This window comes from Nocardioides agariphilus (genome assembly GCF_015352445.1).
Lineage (GTDB): Bacteria > Actinomycetota > Actinomycetes > Propionibacteriales > Nocardioidaceae > Nocardioides > Nocardioides agariphilus.
Map to the genome: position 1 here is coordinate 1 of NZ_JADKPO010000035.1, position 16708 is coordinate 16708.

Annotated in this window: 16 protein-coding genes; 6 read left to right on the top strand and 10 right to left on the bottom strand. The window is 71.4% G+C overall.

All coding sequences use genetic code 11. The features are described from left to right. The 3 genes from ISU10_RS23310 to ISU10_RS19320 all read left to right on the top strand — a co-directional run. On the top strand, positions 1 to 184 hold a 184-nt coding region (locus ISU10_RS23310), incomplete at its 5' end, for a hypothetical protein (RefSeq protein ID WP_228501387.1). Between the two features lie 13 nt (positions 185 to 197). Then, entirely contained in the window at positions 198 to 1127 is a 930-nt protein-coding gene (locus ISU10_RS19315) for an AAA family ATPase (RefSeq protein WP_194698110.1), read from the top strand. Between the two features lie 13 nt (positions 1128 to 1140). Then, a complete protein-coding gene (locus ISU10_RS19320; RefSeq protein ID WP_194698075.1) occupies positions 1141 to 2433 on the top strand; it encodes a DUF58 domain-containing protein in 1293 nt (430 codons plus the stop codon). A gap of 71 nt (positions 2434 to 2504) precedes the next feature. Here the strand turns inward: ISU10_RS19320 and ISU10_RS19325 are convergent, their stop codons facing one another. From ISU10_RS19325 to ISU10_RS19335, 3 genes are all read right to left on the bottom strand, one after another. Then, positions 2505 to 4496, bottom strand: a complete 1992-nt coding sequence (locus ISU10_RS19325) for a fibronectin type III domain-containing protein (protein ID WP_194698076.1) — start codon at positions 4494 to 4496, stop codon at positions 2505 to 2507. Positions 4497 to 4596: 100 nt separating this feature from the next. Then, on the bottom strand, positions 4597 to 7503 hold the full coding sequence (locus ISU10_RS19330) for an ATP-binding protein (RefSeq protein ID WP_194698077.1): 2907 nt from the start codon (positions 7501 to 7503) through the stop codon (positions 4597 to 4599). A 99-nt stretch (positions 7504 to 7602) separates the two neighbouring features. Further along, entirely contained in the window at positions 7603 to 8598 is a 996-nt protein-coding gene (locus ISU10_RS19335; protein WP_194698078.1) for a stage II sporulation protein M, read from the bottom strand. Between the two features lie 25 nt (positions 8599 to 8623). On the opposite strand from ISU10_RS19335, the gene ISU10_RS19340 reads away from it, so the two are divergent. Next, positions 8624 to 9436, top strand: coding sequence for an RDD family protein (locus tag ISU10_RS19340; RefSeq protein WP_194698079.1), 813 nt, complete (start codon positions 8624 to 8626; stop codon positions 9434 to 9436). A gap of 4 nt (positions 9437 to 9440) precedes the next feature. Here the strand turns inward: ISU10_RS19340 and ISU10_RS19345 are convergent, their stop codons facing one another. The 5 genes from ISU10_RS19345 to ISU10_RS19365 form a co-directional block, all read right to left on the bottom strand. After that, positions 9441 to 10547: a hypothetical protein gene (locus ISU10_RS19345; RefSeq protein WP_194698080.1), complete on the bottom strand. Its 1107-nt coding sequence runs from the start codon at positions 10545 to 10547 to the stop codon at positions 9441 to 9443. Further along, positions 10544 to 11047, bottom strand: coding sequence for a SigE family RNA polymerase sigma factor (locus ISU10_RS19350; RefSeq protein ID WP_194698081.1), 504 nt, complete (start codon positions 11045 to 11047; stop codon positions 10544 to 10546). The genes ISU10_RS19345 and ISU10_RS19350 overlap by 4 nt, the downstream gene beginning before the upstream one ends. Positions 11048 to 11084: 37 nt before the next feature. Beyond that, the gene (locus ISU10_RS19355) at positions 11085 to 12392 is read right to left on the bottom strand and encodes an MFS transporter (RefSeq protein WP_194698082.1); all 1308 of its coding nucleotides are present in this window, start codon (positions 12390 to 12392) and stop codon (positions 11085 to 11087) included. Between the two features lie 77 nt (positions 12393 to 12469). After that, positions 12470 to 13195, bottom strand: coding sequence for a tRNA (guanosine(46)-N7)-methyltransferase TrmB (trmB, locus tag ISU10_RS19360; protein WP_194698083.1), 726 nt, complete (start codon positions 13193 to 13195; stop codon positions 12470 to 12472). Continuing rightward, positions 13188 to 13589, bottom strand: a complete 402-nt coding sequence (locus ISU10_RS19365; RefSeq protein WP_194698084.1) for a DUF3224 domain-containing protein — start codon at positions 13587 to 13589, stop codon at positions 13188 to 13190. The genes trmB and ISU10_RS19365 overlap by 8 nt, the downstream gene beginning before the upstream one ends. Before the next feature lie 39 nt (positions 13590 to 13628). On the opposite strand from ISU10_RS19365, the gene ISU10_RS19370 reads away from it, so the two are divergent. Then, positions 13629 to 14384 carry a VOC family protein gene (locus ISU10_RS19370; RefSeq protein WP_370865725.1) on the top strand — a complete coding sequence of 252 codons (756 nt, stop codon included), beginning with the start codon at positions 13629 to 13631 and terminating at the stop codon, positions 14382 to 14384. On the opposite strand, the gene ISU10_RS19375 is transcribed toward ISU10_RS19370, so the two are convergent. Then, positions 14377 to 14943 carry a mismatch-specific DNA-glycosylase gene (locus ISU10_RS19375; protein WP_194698086.1) on the bottom strand — a complete coding sequence of 189 codons (567 nt, stop codon included), beginning with the start codon at positions 14941 to 14943 and terminating at the stop codon, positions 14377 to 14379. The two genes, ISU10_RS19370 and ISU10_RS19375, sit on opposite strands and share 8 nt — an antisense overlap. A gap of 48 nt (positions 14944 to 14991) precedes the next feature. Here ISU10_RS19375 and ISU10_RS19380 point away from each other — a divergent pair, with 48 nt between their 5' ends. Continuing rightward, a complete protein-coding gene (locus ISU10_RS19380; protein ID WP_194698087.1) occupies positions 14992 to 15417 on the top strand; it encodes a hypothetical protein in 426 nt (141 codons plus the stop codon). A gap of 88 nt (positions 15418 to 15505) precedes the next feature. Here the strand turns inward: ISU10_RS19380 and tuf are convergent, their stop codons facing one another. Continuing rightward, positions 15506 to 16699, bottom strand: a complete 1194-nt coding sequence (gene tuf, locus ISU10_RS19385; protein WP_194698088.1) for an elongation factor Tu — start codon at positions 16697 to 16699, stop codon at positions 15506 to 15508. Positions 16700 to 16708 lie beyond the last annotated feature (9 nt).

Below are 16708 nucleotides of genomic sequence, written 5' to 3' on the forward strand. Positions count from 1 at the left end.
CTCCTCAACCAGCGGAGGGCGGGCGACCTCCTCAACCAGCGGAGGGCGGGCGACCTCCTCAACCAGCGGAGGGCGGGCGACCTCCTCAACCAGCGGAGGGCGGGCGACCTCCTCAACCAGCGGAGGACGGGCGACCTCCTCAACCAGCGGAGGGCGGGCGACCTCCTCAACCAGCGGACGGTGAGGTCCGCGAGCGCCTGGCTGCCGTCCGCGGCGAGGTGGCCAAGGCAGTGGTGGGACAGGACGCAGCTGTGTCCGGTCTGCTGGTCGCGCTGCTGTGCGGCGGGCACGTGCTGATGGAGGGGGTGCCCGGTGTCGCCAAGACCCTGCTGGTGCGCACCCTGGCGGGCGCGCTCGACGTCCGCACCCGACGCGTGCAGTTCACCCCCGACCTGATGCCCGGCGACATCACCGGCTCGATGGTCATCGACAGCAAGCAGGGCGAGCTGAGCTTCCGCGAGGGGCCGCTGTTCACCAACCTGCTGCTGGCCGACGAGATCAACCGCACGCCGCCCAAGACCCAGTCCGCACTGCTGGAGGCGATGGAGGAGGGCCAGGTCTCGGTCGACGGGGTCTCGAGGCCGCTGCCCCGGCCCTTCCTGGTCGCCGCCACGCAGAACCCGGTCGAGTACGAAGGCACCTATCCCCTGCCGGAGGCCCAGCTCGACAGGTTCCTGCTCAAGGTCGTGCTGCCCATCCCGCCGAGGGACGCCGAGCTGGAGATCCTGCGCCGGCACGCCGAGGGCTTCGACCCACGAGACGTGGCGGGCGCCGGCGTTCGTGCGGTCTGCGGCCCCGACGACATCGCCGCCGGTCAGGTCGCGGTCCGGCAGGTGCAGGTCGCGCCCGAGGTCGCGTCCTACATCGTCGACATCGCCCGGGCCACGCGCGAGTCGCCCTCGCTCAGCCTCGGGGTGAGCCCGCGCGGCGCCACTGCCCTGATGCGCTCGGCCCGAGCGTGGGCCTGGCTGACCGGCCGGGACTTCGTGACCCCCGACGACGTGAAGGCGCTCGCCCACGCCACGTTGGCCCACCGGCTCGGCCTGCGCCCCGAGGCCGAGCTCGAGGGCGTCCAGGTGGGCCACGTCCTGGAATCGGCTCTCGGGTCCGTGCCCGTACCCCGATGAGGTCGGCGCCCTGATGGCCATCTCCGGTCGCGTACCCCTGTTGGTGCTGCTGGGCCTGCTGCCCGTCGTACTGCGCCCCTCGTTCGGCACGATGTGGCTGTGGCTGCTGGTCGTCGCGTTCGTGGTCTGCCTCGACGCGCTGCTGGCACCCCGGCCCAGTGCCCTGCAGATCCGACGCACGGACACGGCGCCGGTGCGACTGGGCTACCCGACCGAGACCACGCTGGTGGTCGCCAACCCGTCGCGGCGGCGCATCCGCGGGGTGCTGCGCGACGCATGGCAGCCGACGGCGCGGGCCAGCGACAACCGGTTCCGGATAGCGCTGGCCCCGGGCGACAGGGTGCTGCTGCGCACCCCGTTGCAGCCCGTACGCCGAGGCGACCTGCGCGCTCGGGGCGTCACCGTCCGCGCCCGCGGACCGCTCGGCCTGGCCTCACGCCAGCTGACCACGTCGGTCCCGGGCGTGGTGCGATCCCTGCCGCCGTTCGAGTCGCGCAAGCACCTGCCGTCGAGGCTGGCCAGGCTGCGCGACCTCGACGGGCGCTCGGCCGTGCGAGTGCGCGGGCAGGGCACCGAGTTCGACTCGCTGCGCGAGTACGTCCGCGGCGACGACGTCCGCTCGATCGACTGGCGCGCCACGGCTCGCAACCGCAACGTCGTGGTCCGCACCTGGCAGCCCGAGCGCGACCGGCGCGTGGTGATCGTGCTCGACACCTCGCGCACGTCGGCCGGGCGCGTCGACGACATCCCACGCCTCGACTCGGCGATGGACGCCGCGCTGCTCCTGTCCGCTCTCGCCGCCCGCGCGGGTGACCGCGTCGACTTCCTCGCCGGTGATCGACGCGTACGGGCGCGGCTGCGCGCGACGGGCGCGCGCGACGCGGCAGCCACACTCCAGGACACGATGGCCGACCTCGAGCCCGTCATCGCCGAGGCCGACTGGGCGGTGCTGGCCGGCGCCGTGACCTCGTTGGGCCGCCAGCGCGCCCTCGTCGTCCTCCTGACCCCCCTGGAGTCCTCGGCCGTGGAGGAGGGACTCCTGCCGGTCCTGCCGACGCTGACCAAGCACCATCGCGTCGTCCTCGCCTCGGTGAAGGACCCGGCCCTGGACCGCCTCGCCGCGGCGCGCGGAGACATCGAGGAGGTGTACGACGCCGCGGCAGCTGCCCGGGTGCTCGAACGCCGCCGCGGCACCGCCGAGCTGCTCGGTGCCCTGGGGGTGGACGTCGTGGACGCCCCAGCCGAGCGCCTGCCACCCGCACTCGCCGACCACTACCTCGACCTCAAGGCACGCGGCCTGCTCTGAGGCCCCTCAAACCGCGATTCGTCACAGACTCCCTCGCGGCGAGCACCCGTAGGACCGCTGACGAATCGGGGTCAGCGGGGGCTCACCGCCGTGCTGGGCCTGCTCCAGGGACTCCACTTCTTGGCGAAGTTCAGCGCCCGGACCTTGAACACGTAGCGGCCCTTCTTGAGGGTCAAGAAGGCCTTGCGCGCTCCGCCCTTGACGGTGATCGAAGCGACCATCCGGCCACTCGTGGTGAAGGCCGCGACCTTGTAGCGGGTGATGGCGTAGCCGCCGGATGACGCCGGAGGCGTCCACTTCGCGCCGGCGGTCAGCGCGCCGCCGGCAGCGCCTCGGAGCGAGACAACCTTGCGCGGGGCAGAGAAGGTCTTGCTGATCGTGACCGCCGCCGCCGTGGACCTGGGGCTGGGACCGACGATGTTGACGGCTTGGACCTTGAAGGTGTGCTTGCCGGGACCGTTGTTCTTGACCACCGTCGACGTGGCGCCGGTGCTCGTCGTCTTGGCCAGCACCCCGTCACGGAAGATCTTGTAGGAACTGGGCGCCGCGCCGCCGTCGTCGGCCGGTCCGGTCCAGATCAGCTTCACGCCGGAGCCGTCGCCGGGCGCGGCGAGCGAGGCCTTCAGGCCAGTCGGGACGCTGGGCGCGGTCTGGTCGAACGTCTCCCCCGCCTGCACCCGGCGGATGTGCCAGCGGGAGGTCCGGGTGGTGAGCACCCGGAAGCTGGTGTTGCTGCTGTTGCGGCCCAGCAGTGAACGGTCGAGGCAGTAGGCCTCGCCGGTGGGGATGGCACCCGCATCACAGTCGGGCACCTTGGTCATCGCGCCCGTCACGTCGTCGACGTGGGCGACGTACAGCTCGTCGAGGGGCGCGGCCATCACGTCGGCCTGTGAGTAGCGCAGGGTCAGGATGGCGGGATCGCTGGGGTCGCCGACGAAGTTGTCGATGTTGGCGAGCACCTCGTTGCCGACGGCCCTGGAGTCGACCGTGGGAGCGGGGTTGCCCAGCTCCTGCACCTCAGCGACTCCGCCTTGGTTTTCGGGCATGAAGATCTTCAGGCTCATCGGGTCGACGGCAGGGTCGGCGCTGCCCGCGCAGATGGTCACCTGGTTGAGTCCGCACGCGCCGGTGGCGAGGCCGTGATGGGGTGCGACCGCACCGCCGATGATGTTCGTCCCGGCGATGGCCAGGGTGGAGCAGCACGCCACCTGCACCCGGCCGGCATCGAGCTGCCGGTAGTCGGCGTCGACGACCGAGGTGGTACCCCCGACGAACTTGCCGATCTCGCCGCGGTTGGTGACGACCGCCTTGGTCCGGCCGGGCACTGAGGCGCCCTGGTACCAGCCGCCGTTGCCGTAGAAGCCAAGCTGACCCTGCGGGTTGATGGTGAGCGAGGTCCCCCAATCGGCCGAGATCAGCGCGTTGTCCCCGACGTTTACGACTCCGGAGACGTCGAGGTGGTAGTCGGTGAAGAGCTGGAGAACTCCCTCGACGGTGAGGCTGCCGGTGCTGGTGGCCGTCTTGGCGATGTTGAGGAACCCGGCCCGGCTCGCTGGGTTGACCATCCCCGCAGTGCCGTTGACGGAGTCGATGACCGACGATCCGGTGATGTCGATGCTCCCGTAGCTGTCGATGCGGGCGGTGCCGCCGAAGTGCGCGTCGTCGACCCAGAGTCTGGAGTTCTCGTCCCAGACCGAGGTCGCCGACCCGTTGACGAAGATGCCCGACCCGGCCTGGATCCAGACGCCGGAGTTGACCAGGTGCAGCTCACCCACCTGCACGTGCTCGAACCCGGTGGTGTCCTGGAACACGTCAGGTCCGGAGTTCTCGATGCAGGCGACCTCGTTGGGGCCGTTGGGCACGACGCCGTTGTCCCAGTTGCCGGCGGCGTCCCAGTCGAAGCTGCCGGCCCCACCCGTCCAGTTGTGCACGTTGGCGACCCCGGAGGAGCACACGGCAGGCAGTGCCGCCGAGGCGTGCTGCGGTGTTGCGACCACCACGATGCCCGCTGCCACCAGCACTCCGACGGCTGCCTGCAGCGTCGCTCGATGCGTCTTCCGCATCATGCCCCCCCAGGTCCATGCGGTTCTCCCTTGCCGAAGCCTAGGCGCTTCCGGCCGCGCTGACGACTGGCTAATTCGGACCAGGTCGACTCAGGGCAGCTCACACCGGGACGGCCGTGACCACCTCGAGGAGCAGCTCGCGCGTGCGGGCGGCGGGCGTGGACTCCCCGACGGTCCACTCGCGCGCCGACGCGTCGGCCCCCAGAGCCTCGCGTGCGGTCTCGAGCCCAGCGGCAAGGTCTGCTTCCATCGGGACGTCCGTGCCGCTCTCGGACGGCCTCAACCGGTGGGCAGCGGCAAAGAGCCGCACGGCCGTCGCGGCTTCGTTGCGGGCGGCGGCCAGGCAGCCGGCCACGCGATAGCACTGCGCGATGGCCAGCTTCTGGCCGATCTTCTCGGCCGCCTCGAAGGCCTGCCCGAGCGTGGCGGCGGCGCCCGCCAGGTCACCTTCGGCCACGGCGGCGCGGGCCAACGCGATGCGTGCCTCGCGGGCCTCGACCGGCAGTCCGGGCAGGGCGATCGCCAGCGCTTCCTCGGCGTAGGTGCGTGCCGCCGACGCATCAGCCTCGTCGAGAGCGATCTCGGCCAGTACTTCGAGGGCATCGGCCGTGCGGGCGACGTCGCCGTGGGCTCGTGCGACGGCGAGTCGCTCGACATGGGTCTCGCGCTCGCTGTCGAACTCGCCCGCCACCGCGTGTGCGATCGCAAGGCCGCTGAGGGCCTCTGCGACGAGCGGGTACAGGTCCAGGCGCGTGGCCGCATCGGCGCCGACCGTGACCATCTCGGTCCCTCGTTGCAGCTCGCCGGTCACGACCAGGATGCCCCCGCTGAAGATGCGGCTCGACGCGACGGTCGCCTCGTCACCCAACGGCTCCGCGATCGCCAGTGCGCGCTCGAACTCGGTCAGCGCGTCCTCGTAGTCGTTGAGGTGGTAGGCCAGCCTCGCTGCCAGCTCGTGCAGGCGCCCGGCCTCCCGCGACGTGCCGGCGACGTGCTTGAGCACCTCACGGGTCCGAGCAAGCCCAGGGCGCAGCTCGCCGGCCGAGGCCCAGAACGGGCCGGACGCCAAGGTCAGTGCCACCCCTTCCTGGATGCGACCCAGCCGGAGGGTCGCCTCGATCGAGGCGTGCACGTCGGCTCCCACGTCCAGGAAGCGGGCGAGGGCGAGCGGCCCCTCGGCCCGGTCGAGGTCGGCTCGCCAGCGCTCGACCTGGTCGATGAGGTACTCGGCGAGGGCCAGTCGCGCGGCGTCGTTCTCGCGCGGGTCAGTGACCATCCGGCGTACGAAGGAACGCACGGTCACCGGCATCACGAAGCCGATCCGGATCCGACCGATGAGCGGGCGGATCAGCCCCGCCTCCATCACCTGGGTGAGCAGCTCGATGACCTCGCCCACGTCGGCCGCGGCCGCCTCGACGGCCTCCAGGGTGAAGGCCTGCTCGAAGATCACCAGGCGCCGGCACAGTCGCTGGGCGGCCTCGCCCAGCCGGTCATGGCTCCAGGCGATCGTGGTCGCGACCGCGCGCTGGCGCTCGGGTACGTCTGCGGCCGTGGTCCGCAGCAGCTCCAGGCCCGACCCGAGGCTCTCGCGCAGTCCCGTCAGGCCCATCAGCCGCACGCGCGCGGCCGCCAGCTCGATGGCGAGCGGCGAGCCGTCGAGCAGGCGGCACACCTCCGCCAGCACCTGCTCCTGGCCGTCACCGTCGAACCCGGCATCGGCCTGGGCGGCCACCCTCAAGAACATCTGGACGGCCGGGCTGTCCTCGATCTCGCCGATCGAGGCACCCGGCTCGGGCACCGCCAGCGGCGGCACCGCGATGGTGTGCTCCGAGCGCCGTCTCAGCGGCACCCGGCACGTCGCCAGGAGGACGACCGACGGCAGCTCCTCGAGCAGCCGCGAGACGGCCTCGGACCCGTCGGGGCAGGCATCGACGTTGTCGAGGACGACCAGGGCCCGCTCCTCGGCCAGCCCGTCGACGTGGGCCTCTCCGACGATCGCGGTGACGGCGGTGACGACGTCATCGACGGTCTCGCGCTCGGTGACCTCGTGGTAGTGCACCGCCTGTCCCGCCTCGTCGCGCAGCTGGATCGCTGCCACGGTCGCGACCCGGGTCTTGCCGCTGCCGCCGAGGCCGGTCAGCGTCACCAGGTGGATCTCGCGATCTTGGAGGCTGCGCACCACACTGGCGACCAGCTCGTCACGGCCGTACGTCGGGGTCCGGGGCGCCGGGAGCCTTGCGGCCTCGCGCGGCATCGGGTGGGCACCGAGGTCGGGGTCGCGGGCCGGGTCCTCCAGCAAGATGGCGGCCTCGATGCGCTGGAGCGCCTCGCCCGGTTCGATGCCGAGCTCGTCGGCCATCACCGCGCGCGCGGCGGCGTACACCTCCAGCGCCTCCTGGGTGCGGTGCTCGCGGTGCAGCGCGGTCATCAGCTGGCCCCAGTACCGCTCGCGGGTCGGGTGCTCACGGGTGGCGACGCGCAGCTCCTCGATGGCCTGCTCGGCTCGGTTGAGCCGGAACAGCAGCTCGAACCTCTCCTCGGTCAGGGTGTGGCGCAGCTCGTCGTACCGTCCGATGGCCGGCCGGGCGAAGGGCACGTCCTCGACGCCCGACAGCACGGGCCCGCGCCACAAGGAGAGCGCGCCGTCGAGTGAGTCGAGCGCCTCCCAGGGCTGCTCGTCGCCTACCTGGTCCCGCGCGAGAGCACCCAGCCGCTCGGCCTCCAGCGCGTCCACGTCGGTGGGCTCGATGACGAGCGTGAGCCCCTCGGCACCCGAGGTCAGTGCGTCGCCGGCACAGTCGTGGCGCACCCGCTCGACCAGGGCATCCAGGGCACCGGTGGGAGGTACGAGCGAGCCCCACAGGCCAGCCGCGACCTCGTCGGCCGCCACGACCTCACCCGGCCGCAGTGCGAGCAGGGCCAGGAGCGCACGATCACGCTTGCCCGCTGGGGTCCGGTCGGTGCCGTCCACCTCGACGTGCACCGTGCCGAGAAGTCCGACTCGCACAATCGCACAGCGTAGGGCTCCGCGGCGGGGGTAGTCCCGTGCGGTTGACGGGTCAAAACGGCGGATCTACCCGTCAACCGCACGGGAGTACGCCGGAAGTCAGCCCTGGGAGGCCACCCGGTCCTCGAGGAGCGATGCGTCGATGTCGCCGGTCGCGCCGCGCAGGTAGGCAGAGCGTCCGAGGGTGAAGACGTAGGTGAAGAACACCACCTCGGCCAGCACGCCGATGCCCACGCGCGCCCACGTCGGCAGGCCCGACGGCGTCACGAACGCCTCGATCACCCCCGACACGAGCAGGACGGCGACCAGGCCGAGCGCGACCGTGCCAGCCGTCCGACCCTCGCGGGCCAGGGCCTGCGAACGCGACAGATCCCCTGGCTCGACCCAGGACCAGAACAGCCGAAAGCCCACCCCGCCCGCGACGAAGACCGCCGTCAGCTCCAGCAGGCCGTGAGGCAGGATCAGCCCCCAGAACAGCTCTCCCCGGTCGTGGCGCGTCATGATCGAACCGATCACCGCGAGGTTGACCACGTTGTCGAAGAGCACCTTGACCAGCGGCAGCCCCAAGATGCCCAGGCCCAGGCACAGCGCCGCGACCCACGCGTTGTTGACCCACACCTGCGCGGCGAAGTGGCTGGCGGCGTACTCGCTGTAGTAGCCCTCGAAGTCGTTGTTGACCAGCTGGTCGACCTCGCCGGGCGACAGCAGGCTCTGCTCGACGTTGGGGTGGTCGAGCAGCCACCACATCATCACGGCCGTGACGAGCACGTTGGCCGTCAGGCAGCCCAGCCACCACCACCGCAGGCGGTACAGCGCGGCCGGGAAGCGCTCGGTGAAGAACAACGCGGCGCCGCGCCAGGTGCTGACCCGGGTACCGACCGACCGGTTGCGCGCCCTGGCCAACAGCGACGACAGGTGCGCGACCAGGGTCGGGTCGGGGGCGGCCGAGCGCAGGACCGAGAGGTGCGTGGCGACCTGCTGGTACCGCTCCACCAGCTCGTCGGCCTCCTCGCCGCTGAGGTGTCGGCGCCGCAGGAGTGACTCGAGCCTGGTCCAGTCCGCATGGTGCGCAAGCACGTACGCGTCCAGGTCCACGTGATGGAGCCTAGGCTCTGGAGGCGTGGCGGCACCCGAGTTCGCGACTCTGACCACCGACGACCTCGTGACCGGCGAGGCGGTGGCCCTCGACCTGCCGCCGGCAAGCCTCGGCATCCGGCTCGCCTCGGGCCTGATCGACGTGGTGGTCACCGCGGCGCTGCTGCTGGCAGTGATCTTCACCTTCGTGCTCGCCGCGTTGCAAGCCGACGATGCGGTGGTGCACGTCGCGTTCGTCGGCACCATGATCGTGGTCTTCCTCGTCATCCCGACCACGGTCGAGGCGCTCACGCGAGGCAAGTCACTCGGCAAGGCGGCCTGCGGGCTGCGGGTCGTGCGCGACGACGCCGGACCGATCACCTTCCAGCACGCCTTCGTGCGCGCCCTGGTCGGGTTCGTCGAGATCTACGCGACCGGAGGGGGCGCGGCGTTCTTCTCGGCGATGCTGAGCTCGCGCGGCAAGCGCCTGGGGGACTACGCAGCCGGGACCTACGTCGTGCGCGAGCGGATCAAGCTCCGCCTGCAGCCGCCGCCCCTGATGCCGCGCGAGCTGGCCGGCTGGGCGCGCGCTGCCGACGTAACCTCGCTGCCCACGGGCCTGGCCCTGGCGATCCGCCAGCTCCTCTCGCGTCTGCCCGACCTCGAGCCGTCGGCCCGCGCCGGCGTCGCAGCCACGCTGGCGCAGCAGGTCGCGCCGTACGTCGCTCCCCCACCGCCGCCCGGCACTGCCCCCGAGGCCTACCTCGCCGCCGTCATCGCCACGCGGCGCGAGCGCGACCAGGCCCGACTCGGCCGCGAGCGGGCGTTCCGCGAACGGCTGACCTCTCGACGGCCCTGACCCGTCAGTCCCTCGGGAGCTGGAGCGTGCCTGACGTGTCCTCGAAGCGAAGCAGGCAGCCGGCGTCGGCAGTGCACTCGGAGAGCTGGCGCCGCACCCCGCCGTCGCCGAAGGCGTCCGCGACGACGAAGTAGCGCTCGGCGTCCTCCCACCAGATGTCGATGACAGGACCGTCGAGCCGGTCGAAGGTCACCCTCGCCGTGCTTCCGCTCCCGAGGTCGGTGAGGTACAGGCCGCCTTTCAACCGCGCGTCGCGGTCGGCGTCGTCGGCGCCGGACGCCAGCCACCGCCCGTCCGGTGAGAGCGCCGCGGTCCCTAAGCCGAGGGCGTCGTAACGCCGCTTCCCCACGGTCGACCAGATCTCCGTGCCCTCCTGCGTGGTCACCGCCAGCACCTGGCCCGCGAGCGCGGCACGCAGCGGCGACGACGCGGGCCTCACGTCGTAGAACGCCTTCCCCACGTGGAGCTCGACGGAGTTGACGCCGTCGGCCGCCCAGCTGTCCTGGCCGACGGCGAGTACCTGCTGTCCAGGGGTCAGCTCGATGGTCTCGAGGTCGGTCTGCTGGCCGAGCGCGCGGCGGTGCAGCGTGTTGTCGAGGTCGACGAACCACAGCTGCGTCGCGGTGGCGTCCACCGCCGCCCACTGGATCGGCTCAGAGCCGACCACGTCGACGGGCTCTCCCACGGTGCCGTCGATGCGTACGTCGACCCGCTTGAGGTGGCTGTCGAGGTCGACGTAGACCACACCGTCCGGCACTCGGGCCACGATCTCCTCGACCTCGATGCCGGTGTCGACCTCGAACGACGGGTCATCAGGCGGGCTGAGGAAGAGCTTGTGCTGCTCGACGTAGGCGAGCACGTTGCGACTCCGCGTGGGCACCTCGCTGCGCTGCCCGTCTCCTGCGACGTCCGGCCGACCTGAACCCCCGGGCGCGACCAGCCAGGCGCCGATGCCCACGACAGCCACGGCAGCGGCGGCGACCGCGGTCTGTCCGAGCCGGCGGGCGCGGCGCGCGCGTCGTAGGCGTCCGTCGAAGGCGACCAGGTCGATGACCGGCGGCGCTACGGCCGCGCCGATGTCGTGCAGCGTCTCGCGGATGTCGGTGGTCATGGCAGCTCCTTGGCGAGCTCGAGATCGGGAAGCGCGGCGCGCAGTCGCACCAGCGCGTGGTGGGTCTGGCTCTTCACCGAGCCGATCGAGCAGCCGAGCGCATCAGCGGTCTGGGCCTCGGTCAGGTCCTCGAAGTAGCGCAGCACCAAGGTCGCGCGCATCCGCGGCGGGAGGTTGCGGATCTCCTGCCACAGCGCGAGGTGGTCGGCGCGGGTGGCCAGCGCCCCGGCGTGGCCCGGGTCGGGGAGCGAGTCGGTGACGACCTCGCGGCCGCGGCGCCGCCACGTACGTTGCACCTCGCGCGCCAGCCCTCGGCGTACGTAGGCCTCGGCCGCGCGCTTGTCGCGGATGGAGCCCCAGCGCACGCACGTCTTGGCCAGGACGGTCTGCAGCAGGTCCTCGGCCTCGTGCGGGTCGCCGGTCAGCAGGTAGGCGGTCCGGTACAGCCGCGCCCAGCTGGCGGCCATGAAGTCCGCGAACCGAGGTTCCGAGTCACTCACGACGAGAAAGACCTCGCGCACGAGCGAAAGGTTGAGGTCACATCTGCGCTGTCGTGGTCGTGTCCACGTTCTCGACCCGATGGCGCGGCATGAGCAGGCACAGGGCAGCCGCCCCCAGGCACAGCCCACCGGCGGTCATCCAGGCGGCGAAGTAGTCGCCGGCCTGCTGCCGCACGAACCCCGCGAAGCTCGCCGCGACCCCGGCGCCGATCATGTGGCTGGCATAGACCCAGCCGAAGACCACCGAGCTGCGCTGCAGCCCGAAGTGCTGGCGGCACAGCGCCACCGTCGGAGGCACGGTCGCCACCCAGTCGAGGCCGTAGAACACGATGAACACGAACAGGCTCGGCTTGACGGTCGCAGCCAGCACCCAGGGGACGACCAACAGCGAGAGCCCGCGCAGGCCGTAGTAGGCGAAGAGCAGGTAGCGGCTGTCGACCCGGTCGGTCAGCCAGCCGCTCGCCACGGTGCCGAGGATGTCGAAGATGCCGACCAGCGCCAGCAGGCCGGCGCTCGTGGTCGCGGGCATCCCGTGGTCGTGGGCTGCCGGCACGAAGTGGGTGCCGATCAGGCCGTTGGTCGACCAACCGCAGATCCAGAAGGTGACCATCAGGATCCAGAACACCCGGCTGCGCGCACTCTCGCGGAGCACGCGTACGGCGAACCCAGCGGCACTCTCACCACCTCGGGTCGGCGCCGGCTCGACGTACGTCGCGGGATCGGCGCCGTAGGGCAGCAGCCCGACATCAGCGGGATGGTCGCGCAGCAGCCACCAGGTCAGGGGCGCCAGCACGAGCGCGAACGCCCCCACCAGGCCAGCCGCCCACTGCCAGCCGGGCCCGTTGGCAAGGTAGGCGACGGCGGGCAGGAAGACGAGCTGGCCGGTCGAGCTGGCCGCGGAGAACACACCGGTCACCAGGCCCCGGCGCGCCTCGAACCAGCGGTTGGCGACCACCGCACCGAAGACCAGGGCCAGCGCGCCCGTGCCGATCCCGACGCCGAAGCCCCACAGCAGCCACAGCTGCCAGGCGGTCTGCATGAACAAGGTGGCCGTCATCGCCACGCTGACCAGGGCCAGCGCGATGGTGGCCACCCGCCGCACCCCGAACCGCTCCATCAGCGCCGCCGCGAACGGTGCGGTGAGGCCGTAGACCATCAGGTTCAAGGTCACCGCGAAGCTGGTCGTCGCACGCGACCACCCGAAGTCGGCCTCGAGCGGCTCCAGCATCACACCGGTCGTCGACCTGAACGCCGCCGCGCTGATCAGTCCCAGCAGCGTCACGCCCGCCACCCACCAGGCGCGGTGCAGGCGCGGCCGGGTGCGCGGCTCGATGGTGGCGGTCACCGACCAGATTCTATTTCCGCTCCAGCGCCGCGACCGCCGAGATCCCGCCAACGGCCATCGACTCCCGGCCTAGTGTCCTAGATCCGCTCGTAGGCCAGGTCGGTGATGGTGCGGCCGGCCGCCAGACCCTTGCGCTCGAACTTGGTCACCGGCCGCTCGTCCCAGCGAGGCACGACACCGCCCGACAGGCCGGGCTCGTCGTCGAGCACCTCGAGCATCTGCTCGGCGTAGTCGGCCCAGTCGGTGGCCAGCCGCCAGGTCGCCCCGGGAGCCAGCCGCGAGGTGACCAGGCCCGCGAACGCCGGCGTCACCAGCCGCCGCTTGTGGTGCTTCTTCTTGTGCCACGGGTCGGGGAAGAACGTCCACAGCTCGGCGAGCTCGCCAGGCCCGAACAGGTGCTCCATCGACCACACGGCGTCGACCGAGCAGAACCGGACGTTCGTCGCGCCGCTCTCGGCCACCCGCTGCAGGGCGTCGGCGACGCCGGGCCTCCAGACCTCGAACGCCACCACGTCGTAGGCCGGCCGGGCCAGCGCCAGCGCAGCCGTCGTCTCGCCGATGCCCGAGCCGATCTCCACGATGATCGGTGCGTCCCGTCCGAACCAGGTGCGCCAGGCGAATCCCGGCTGGTCCACGGCCTGGTCGGGCACCACCCAGCTCTCGTGGTGGGCCTCCCACGCCGCACGCTGTCGCGGCGTGAAGCGGGAGCCCCTCCGGGCGTAGGTCAGCACCTCGCGCATCGGCCGCCCGTCCTCGGTCAGACGGTGGTGGGGGCGCGCCGGGCGCACTCCCTCCTCAGGCATCCGGCAGCTCGTAGACGAGGTCGTAGCGGTGCTCGCCATCGAGGATCTCGAGGTCCAGCCGACCGGCGATGCCGGCCAGCTCACCCGTGCCCGAGCCGGGGGTGATGACGTAGGTGAGCTGCTGGTCGCCGCCGGACATGGTGCCGAGCTGCTGGAGGGCGAAGGTCCCTCGTCGGCCCTGCAAGGTGACGGAGGCGATCTCCTGCGCGACGTACCCCGCCTCGCCGATCGAGGGGTCGCCGGCCGAGAGCATGATGCCGACACCCACCCCCTCGGCGTCTCCGGCGTACACCTTCTCGAGCACGAAGCGACCGATCTGCGGGATCCCGCTCTCCTCGGGGGTGACGGTCACGGCGAAGGTCCCGCGGGCGTGACGGGATGCAGGCTCGGACATGGGCACGATCCTGCCAGCGTCGCGACTAGCGTTCGGCCCGTGGTCTCCTGGATCAGCGCGTTCCTCGACCTGCCTGCCGGCGACTTCCAGCGCGGGACGACGTTCTGGAGTGCCCTGACCGGCTACTCCGTGTCCCCGGCCCGCGGCGACCACGGCGAGTTCGCCACCCTCGTACCTACCGACGGCGACGACTACCTCCGGGTACAACGCCTCGGCGAGGGGTCGGCCCGGCTGCACCTCGACCTCCACGTCGAGGACCCGAGCGCCGCCACCGTCGAGGCCCTGGCGCTCGGTGCTCGCGAGCTGGCACGGCCCGACGGGCCGGAGGGGTACGTCGTGCTGGCCTCGCCGGGCGGCTTCGTCTTCTGCCTCGTCTCCCGCTCCGCCTCCCGAGTGCCGCCCCCGGCCACCTGGCCCGGGGTGCGGCGCAGCCGCGTCTACCAGGTCAGCCTGGACCTGCCGGGCGACGGCTACGACACCGAGCTCGCCTTCTGGGTCGGGCTCCTCCAGGGCCGACCCGAGCCCTCGGTGCGTCGCCCGGAGTTCAGCTGGCTGCGACAGCCCGGCCCCGACGTGCCCCTGGCCGTGCTGGTGCAGCGACTCGACCGCCGCGACGGACCGGTGAGCGCCCACTTCGACGTCGGGTCACCCGATCGCGTCGCCGAGACCGAGCGACACCTCGCCCTGGGCGCCTCGGTCCTCACCGTCGAGGAGTTCTGGACCGTGCTGCGCGACCCCACCGGCATGGCGTACTGCATCACCGACCGAGACCCCGCGACCGGACAGCTCAGGTGATCAGTCCGGCTGCCCGCGCCGGTTCGCAGTACGCCGCCGCCAGGGAGTCGACCGTCTCGTGCGCGTTGAGCCCACTCGGGTTCGGGACCACCCACAGCTGCGCCGGCCCGATCGGCTCGGGCTGGTGCCCGGGCACCGCCCGGGGCCTGCCGAACGCCGTGCGATAGGCCGTGATGCCGAGCATGGCGACCACCCTCGGACGCACCTGCTCAACCAAGGCCACCAGGCGCTCACCACCTTCGCGCAGCTCACCGGCCGTCAGCTCGTCGGCTCGCGCGGTGGCCCCGCGCACGAGGCTGGCGATGCCGATGCCGCGCTCGAGGAGCCCGGCCCTGACGGCGTCGGTCATCGGGTCGCGCACATCGACCGGCGCCTCGATGATCCCGGCCTTGAGCAGCGCGGGCCAGAAGCGGTTGGCCGGGTTGCCGAAGTGCGTCTGGGTAGCCGCCGTACGGAGGCCGGGGTTGATGCCGACGAAGAGCAACCGCGTCCGGGGGCCGAGCAGGTCGGGGACCTCGACGCCGCGGAAGGACTGCAGCTCTGCTCGGGTGAACCTCATGCGTGCATTCTGGTTGTGGCCATCGGTGGGCGGGCATACCGTCGACAGGTGGACGGCGACCTCCTGCGCGGCATCGCGGGTCTGGTCGCGCTCAGCCTCACCGGCGCCGTGACGCTGCGGCTGCTGCTCAGGTCACCGGCAGCGATCAACTGGTTGCTCGACGACTTCACACCCGGAGTGCGCCGACGCCTGCGTCGCCAGGTGGAGCAGCCACTGGGCCGTCCGATCGAGGAGATCGCCAGCAGCATCCGCCGCCTCGGCGCCGCCTACTACGGCGGACACCCCGGACGCTCGTGGGTCAAGACCGAGGCGTTCCGGCGCGCCTACGAGCAGGCCCTGGTCGAGGGCTGCCAGGCGCTGGGCATCACCACCGACCTCACGGACGTCGAGCTCGGCAGCGGCCATGACACCGAGCGGCTGCGCGTCGAGCACCTGCTGGCGAACGCCGGCCTGGTCATGCGCCGCGCCGCCTGATGCTGGAAGGCCCGAGCTCGCGTGTCGAGACCCGGTGACATGGCAAGACCCCCGCTCCGAGGGAGCGGGGGTCTGGTCAGGCCAAGGACTACTTGGTGATCTTGGTGACGCGGCCGGCACCGACGGTGCGGCCACCCTCACGGATCGCGAACCGCAGGCCCTCGTCCATGGCGATGGGCTGGATCAGCTCAACGGCCATCTCGGTGTTGTCACCGGGCATGACCATCTCGGTGCCCTCGGGGAGGGTCACCACGCCGGTCACGTCGGTGGTCCGGAAGTAGAACTGCGGACGGTAGTTGTTGAAGAACGGCGTGTGACGGCCGCCCTCCTCCTTCGACAGGATGTAGACGTTGGCGTCGAAGTTGGTGTGCGGGGTCGTCGTGCCGGGCTTGATCACGACCATGCCGCGCTCGACGTCCTCGCGCTTGGTGCCGCGGAGCAGCAGACCGACGTTCTCGCCGGCCTGGCCCTCGTCGAGCAGCTTGCGGAACATCTCCACACCGGTGACCGTCGTGGTCTGCTTCTCCTCGCGGATGCCGATGATGTCGACGGTCTCGCCGACCTTGACGATGCCGCGCTCGATGCGGCCGGTGATGACGGTGCCACGACCGGTGATCGTGAAGACGTCCTCGACCGGCATCAGGAACGGCTTGTCGGTCTCACGCTCGGGAGTCGGGATGGACTCGTCGACGGCGTTCATCAGCTCGAGGATCGACTGGCCCCACTTCTCGTCGCCGTTGAGCGCCGGGAAGGCGGCCACGCGCACCACGGGGATGTCATCGCCGGGGAACTCGTACTCGGAGAGGAGCTCGCGCACCTCCATCTCGACGAGCTCGATGAGCTCCTCGTCGTCGACCATGTCGCACTTGTTGAGCGCCACGACCAGGGCCGGCACGCCGACCTGGCGGGCGAGCAGCACGTGCTCGCGGGTCTGCGGCATCGGGCCGTCGGTGGCGGCGACCACGAGGATCGCGCCGTCCATCTGCGCCGCGCCGGTGATCATGTTCTTGATGTAGTCGGCGTGACCGGGGCAGTCGACGTGGGCGTAGTGCCGCGCATCGGTCTGGTACTCGACGTGTGCGATCGAGATCGTGATGCCGCGCTGCCGCTCCTCGGGAGCCTTGTCGATCTCGTCGAAAGGCGTGAACGGGTTCAGCTCCGGGTGCGCGTCGTGCAGCACCTTGGTGATCGCCGCGGTCAGGGTCGTCTTACCGTGGTCGATGTGCCCGATCGTGCCGATGTTCACGTGCGGCTTGGTCCGCTCGAACTTCGCCTTAGCCACTGGGGCTCC

Bases quoted from the DNA above. Each gene is read 5' to 3' on its own strand.
- ISU10_RS19320 (WP_194698075.1), top strand. From the start codon at position 1,141: ATGGCCATCTCCGGTCGCGTACCCCTGTTGGTGCTGCTGGGCCTGCTG.
- ISU10_RS19325 (WP_194698076.1), bottom strand. From the start codon at position 4,496: ATGCGGAAGACGCATCGAGCGACGCTGCAGGCAGCCGTCGGAGTGCTG.
- ISU10_RS19345 (WP_194698080.1), bottom strand. From the start codon at position 10,547: ATGACCACCGACATCCGCGAGACGCTGCACGACATCGGCGCGGCCGTA.
- trmB (WP_194698083.1), bottom strand. From the start codon at position 13,195: ATGCCTGAGGAGGGAGTGCGCCCGGCGCGCCCCCACCACCGTCTGACC.
- ISU10_RS19365 (WP_194698084.1), bottom strand. From the start codon at position 13,589: ATGTCCGAGCCTGCATCCCGTCACGCCCGCGGGACCTTCGCCGTGACC.
- ISU10_RS19375 (WP_194698086.1), bottom strand. From the start codon at position 14,943: ATGAGGTTCACCCGAGCAGAGCTGCAGTCCTTCCGCGGCGTCGAGGTC.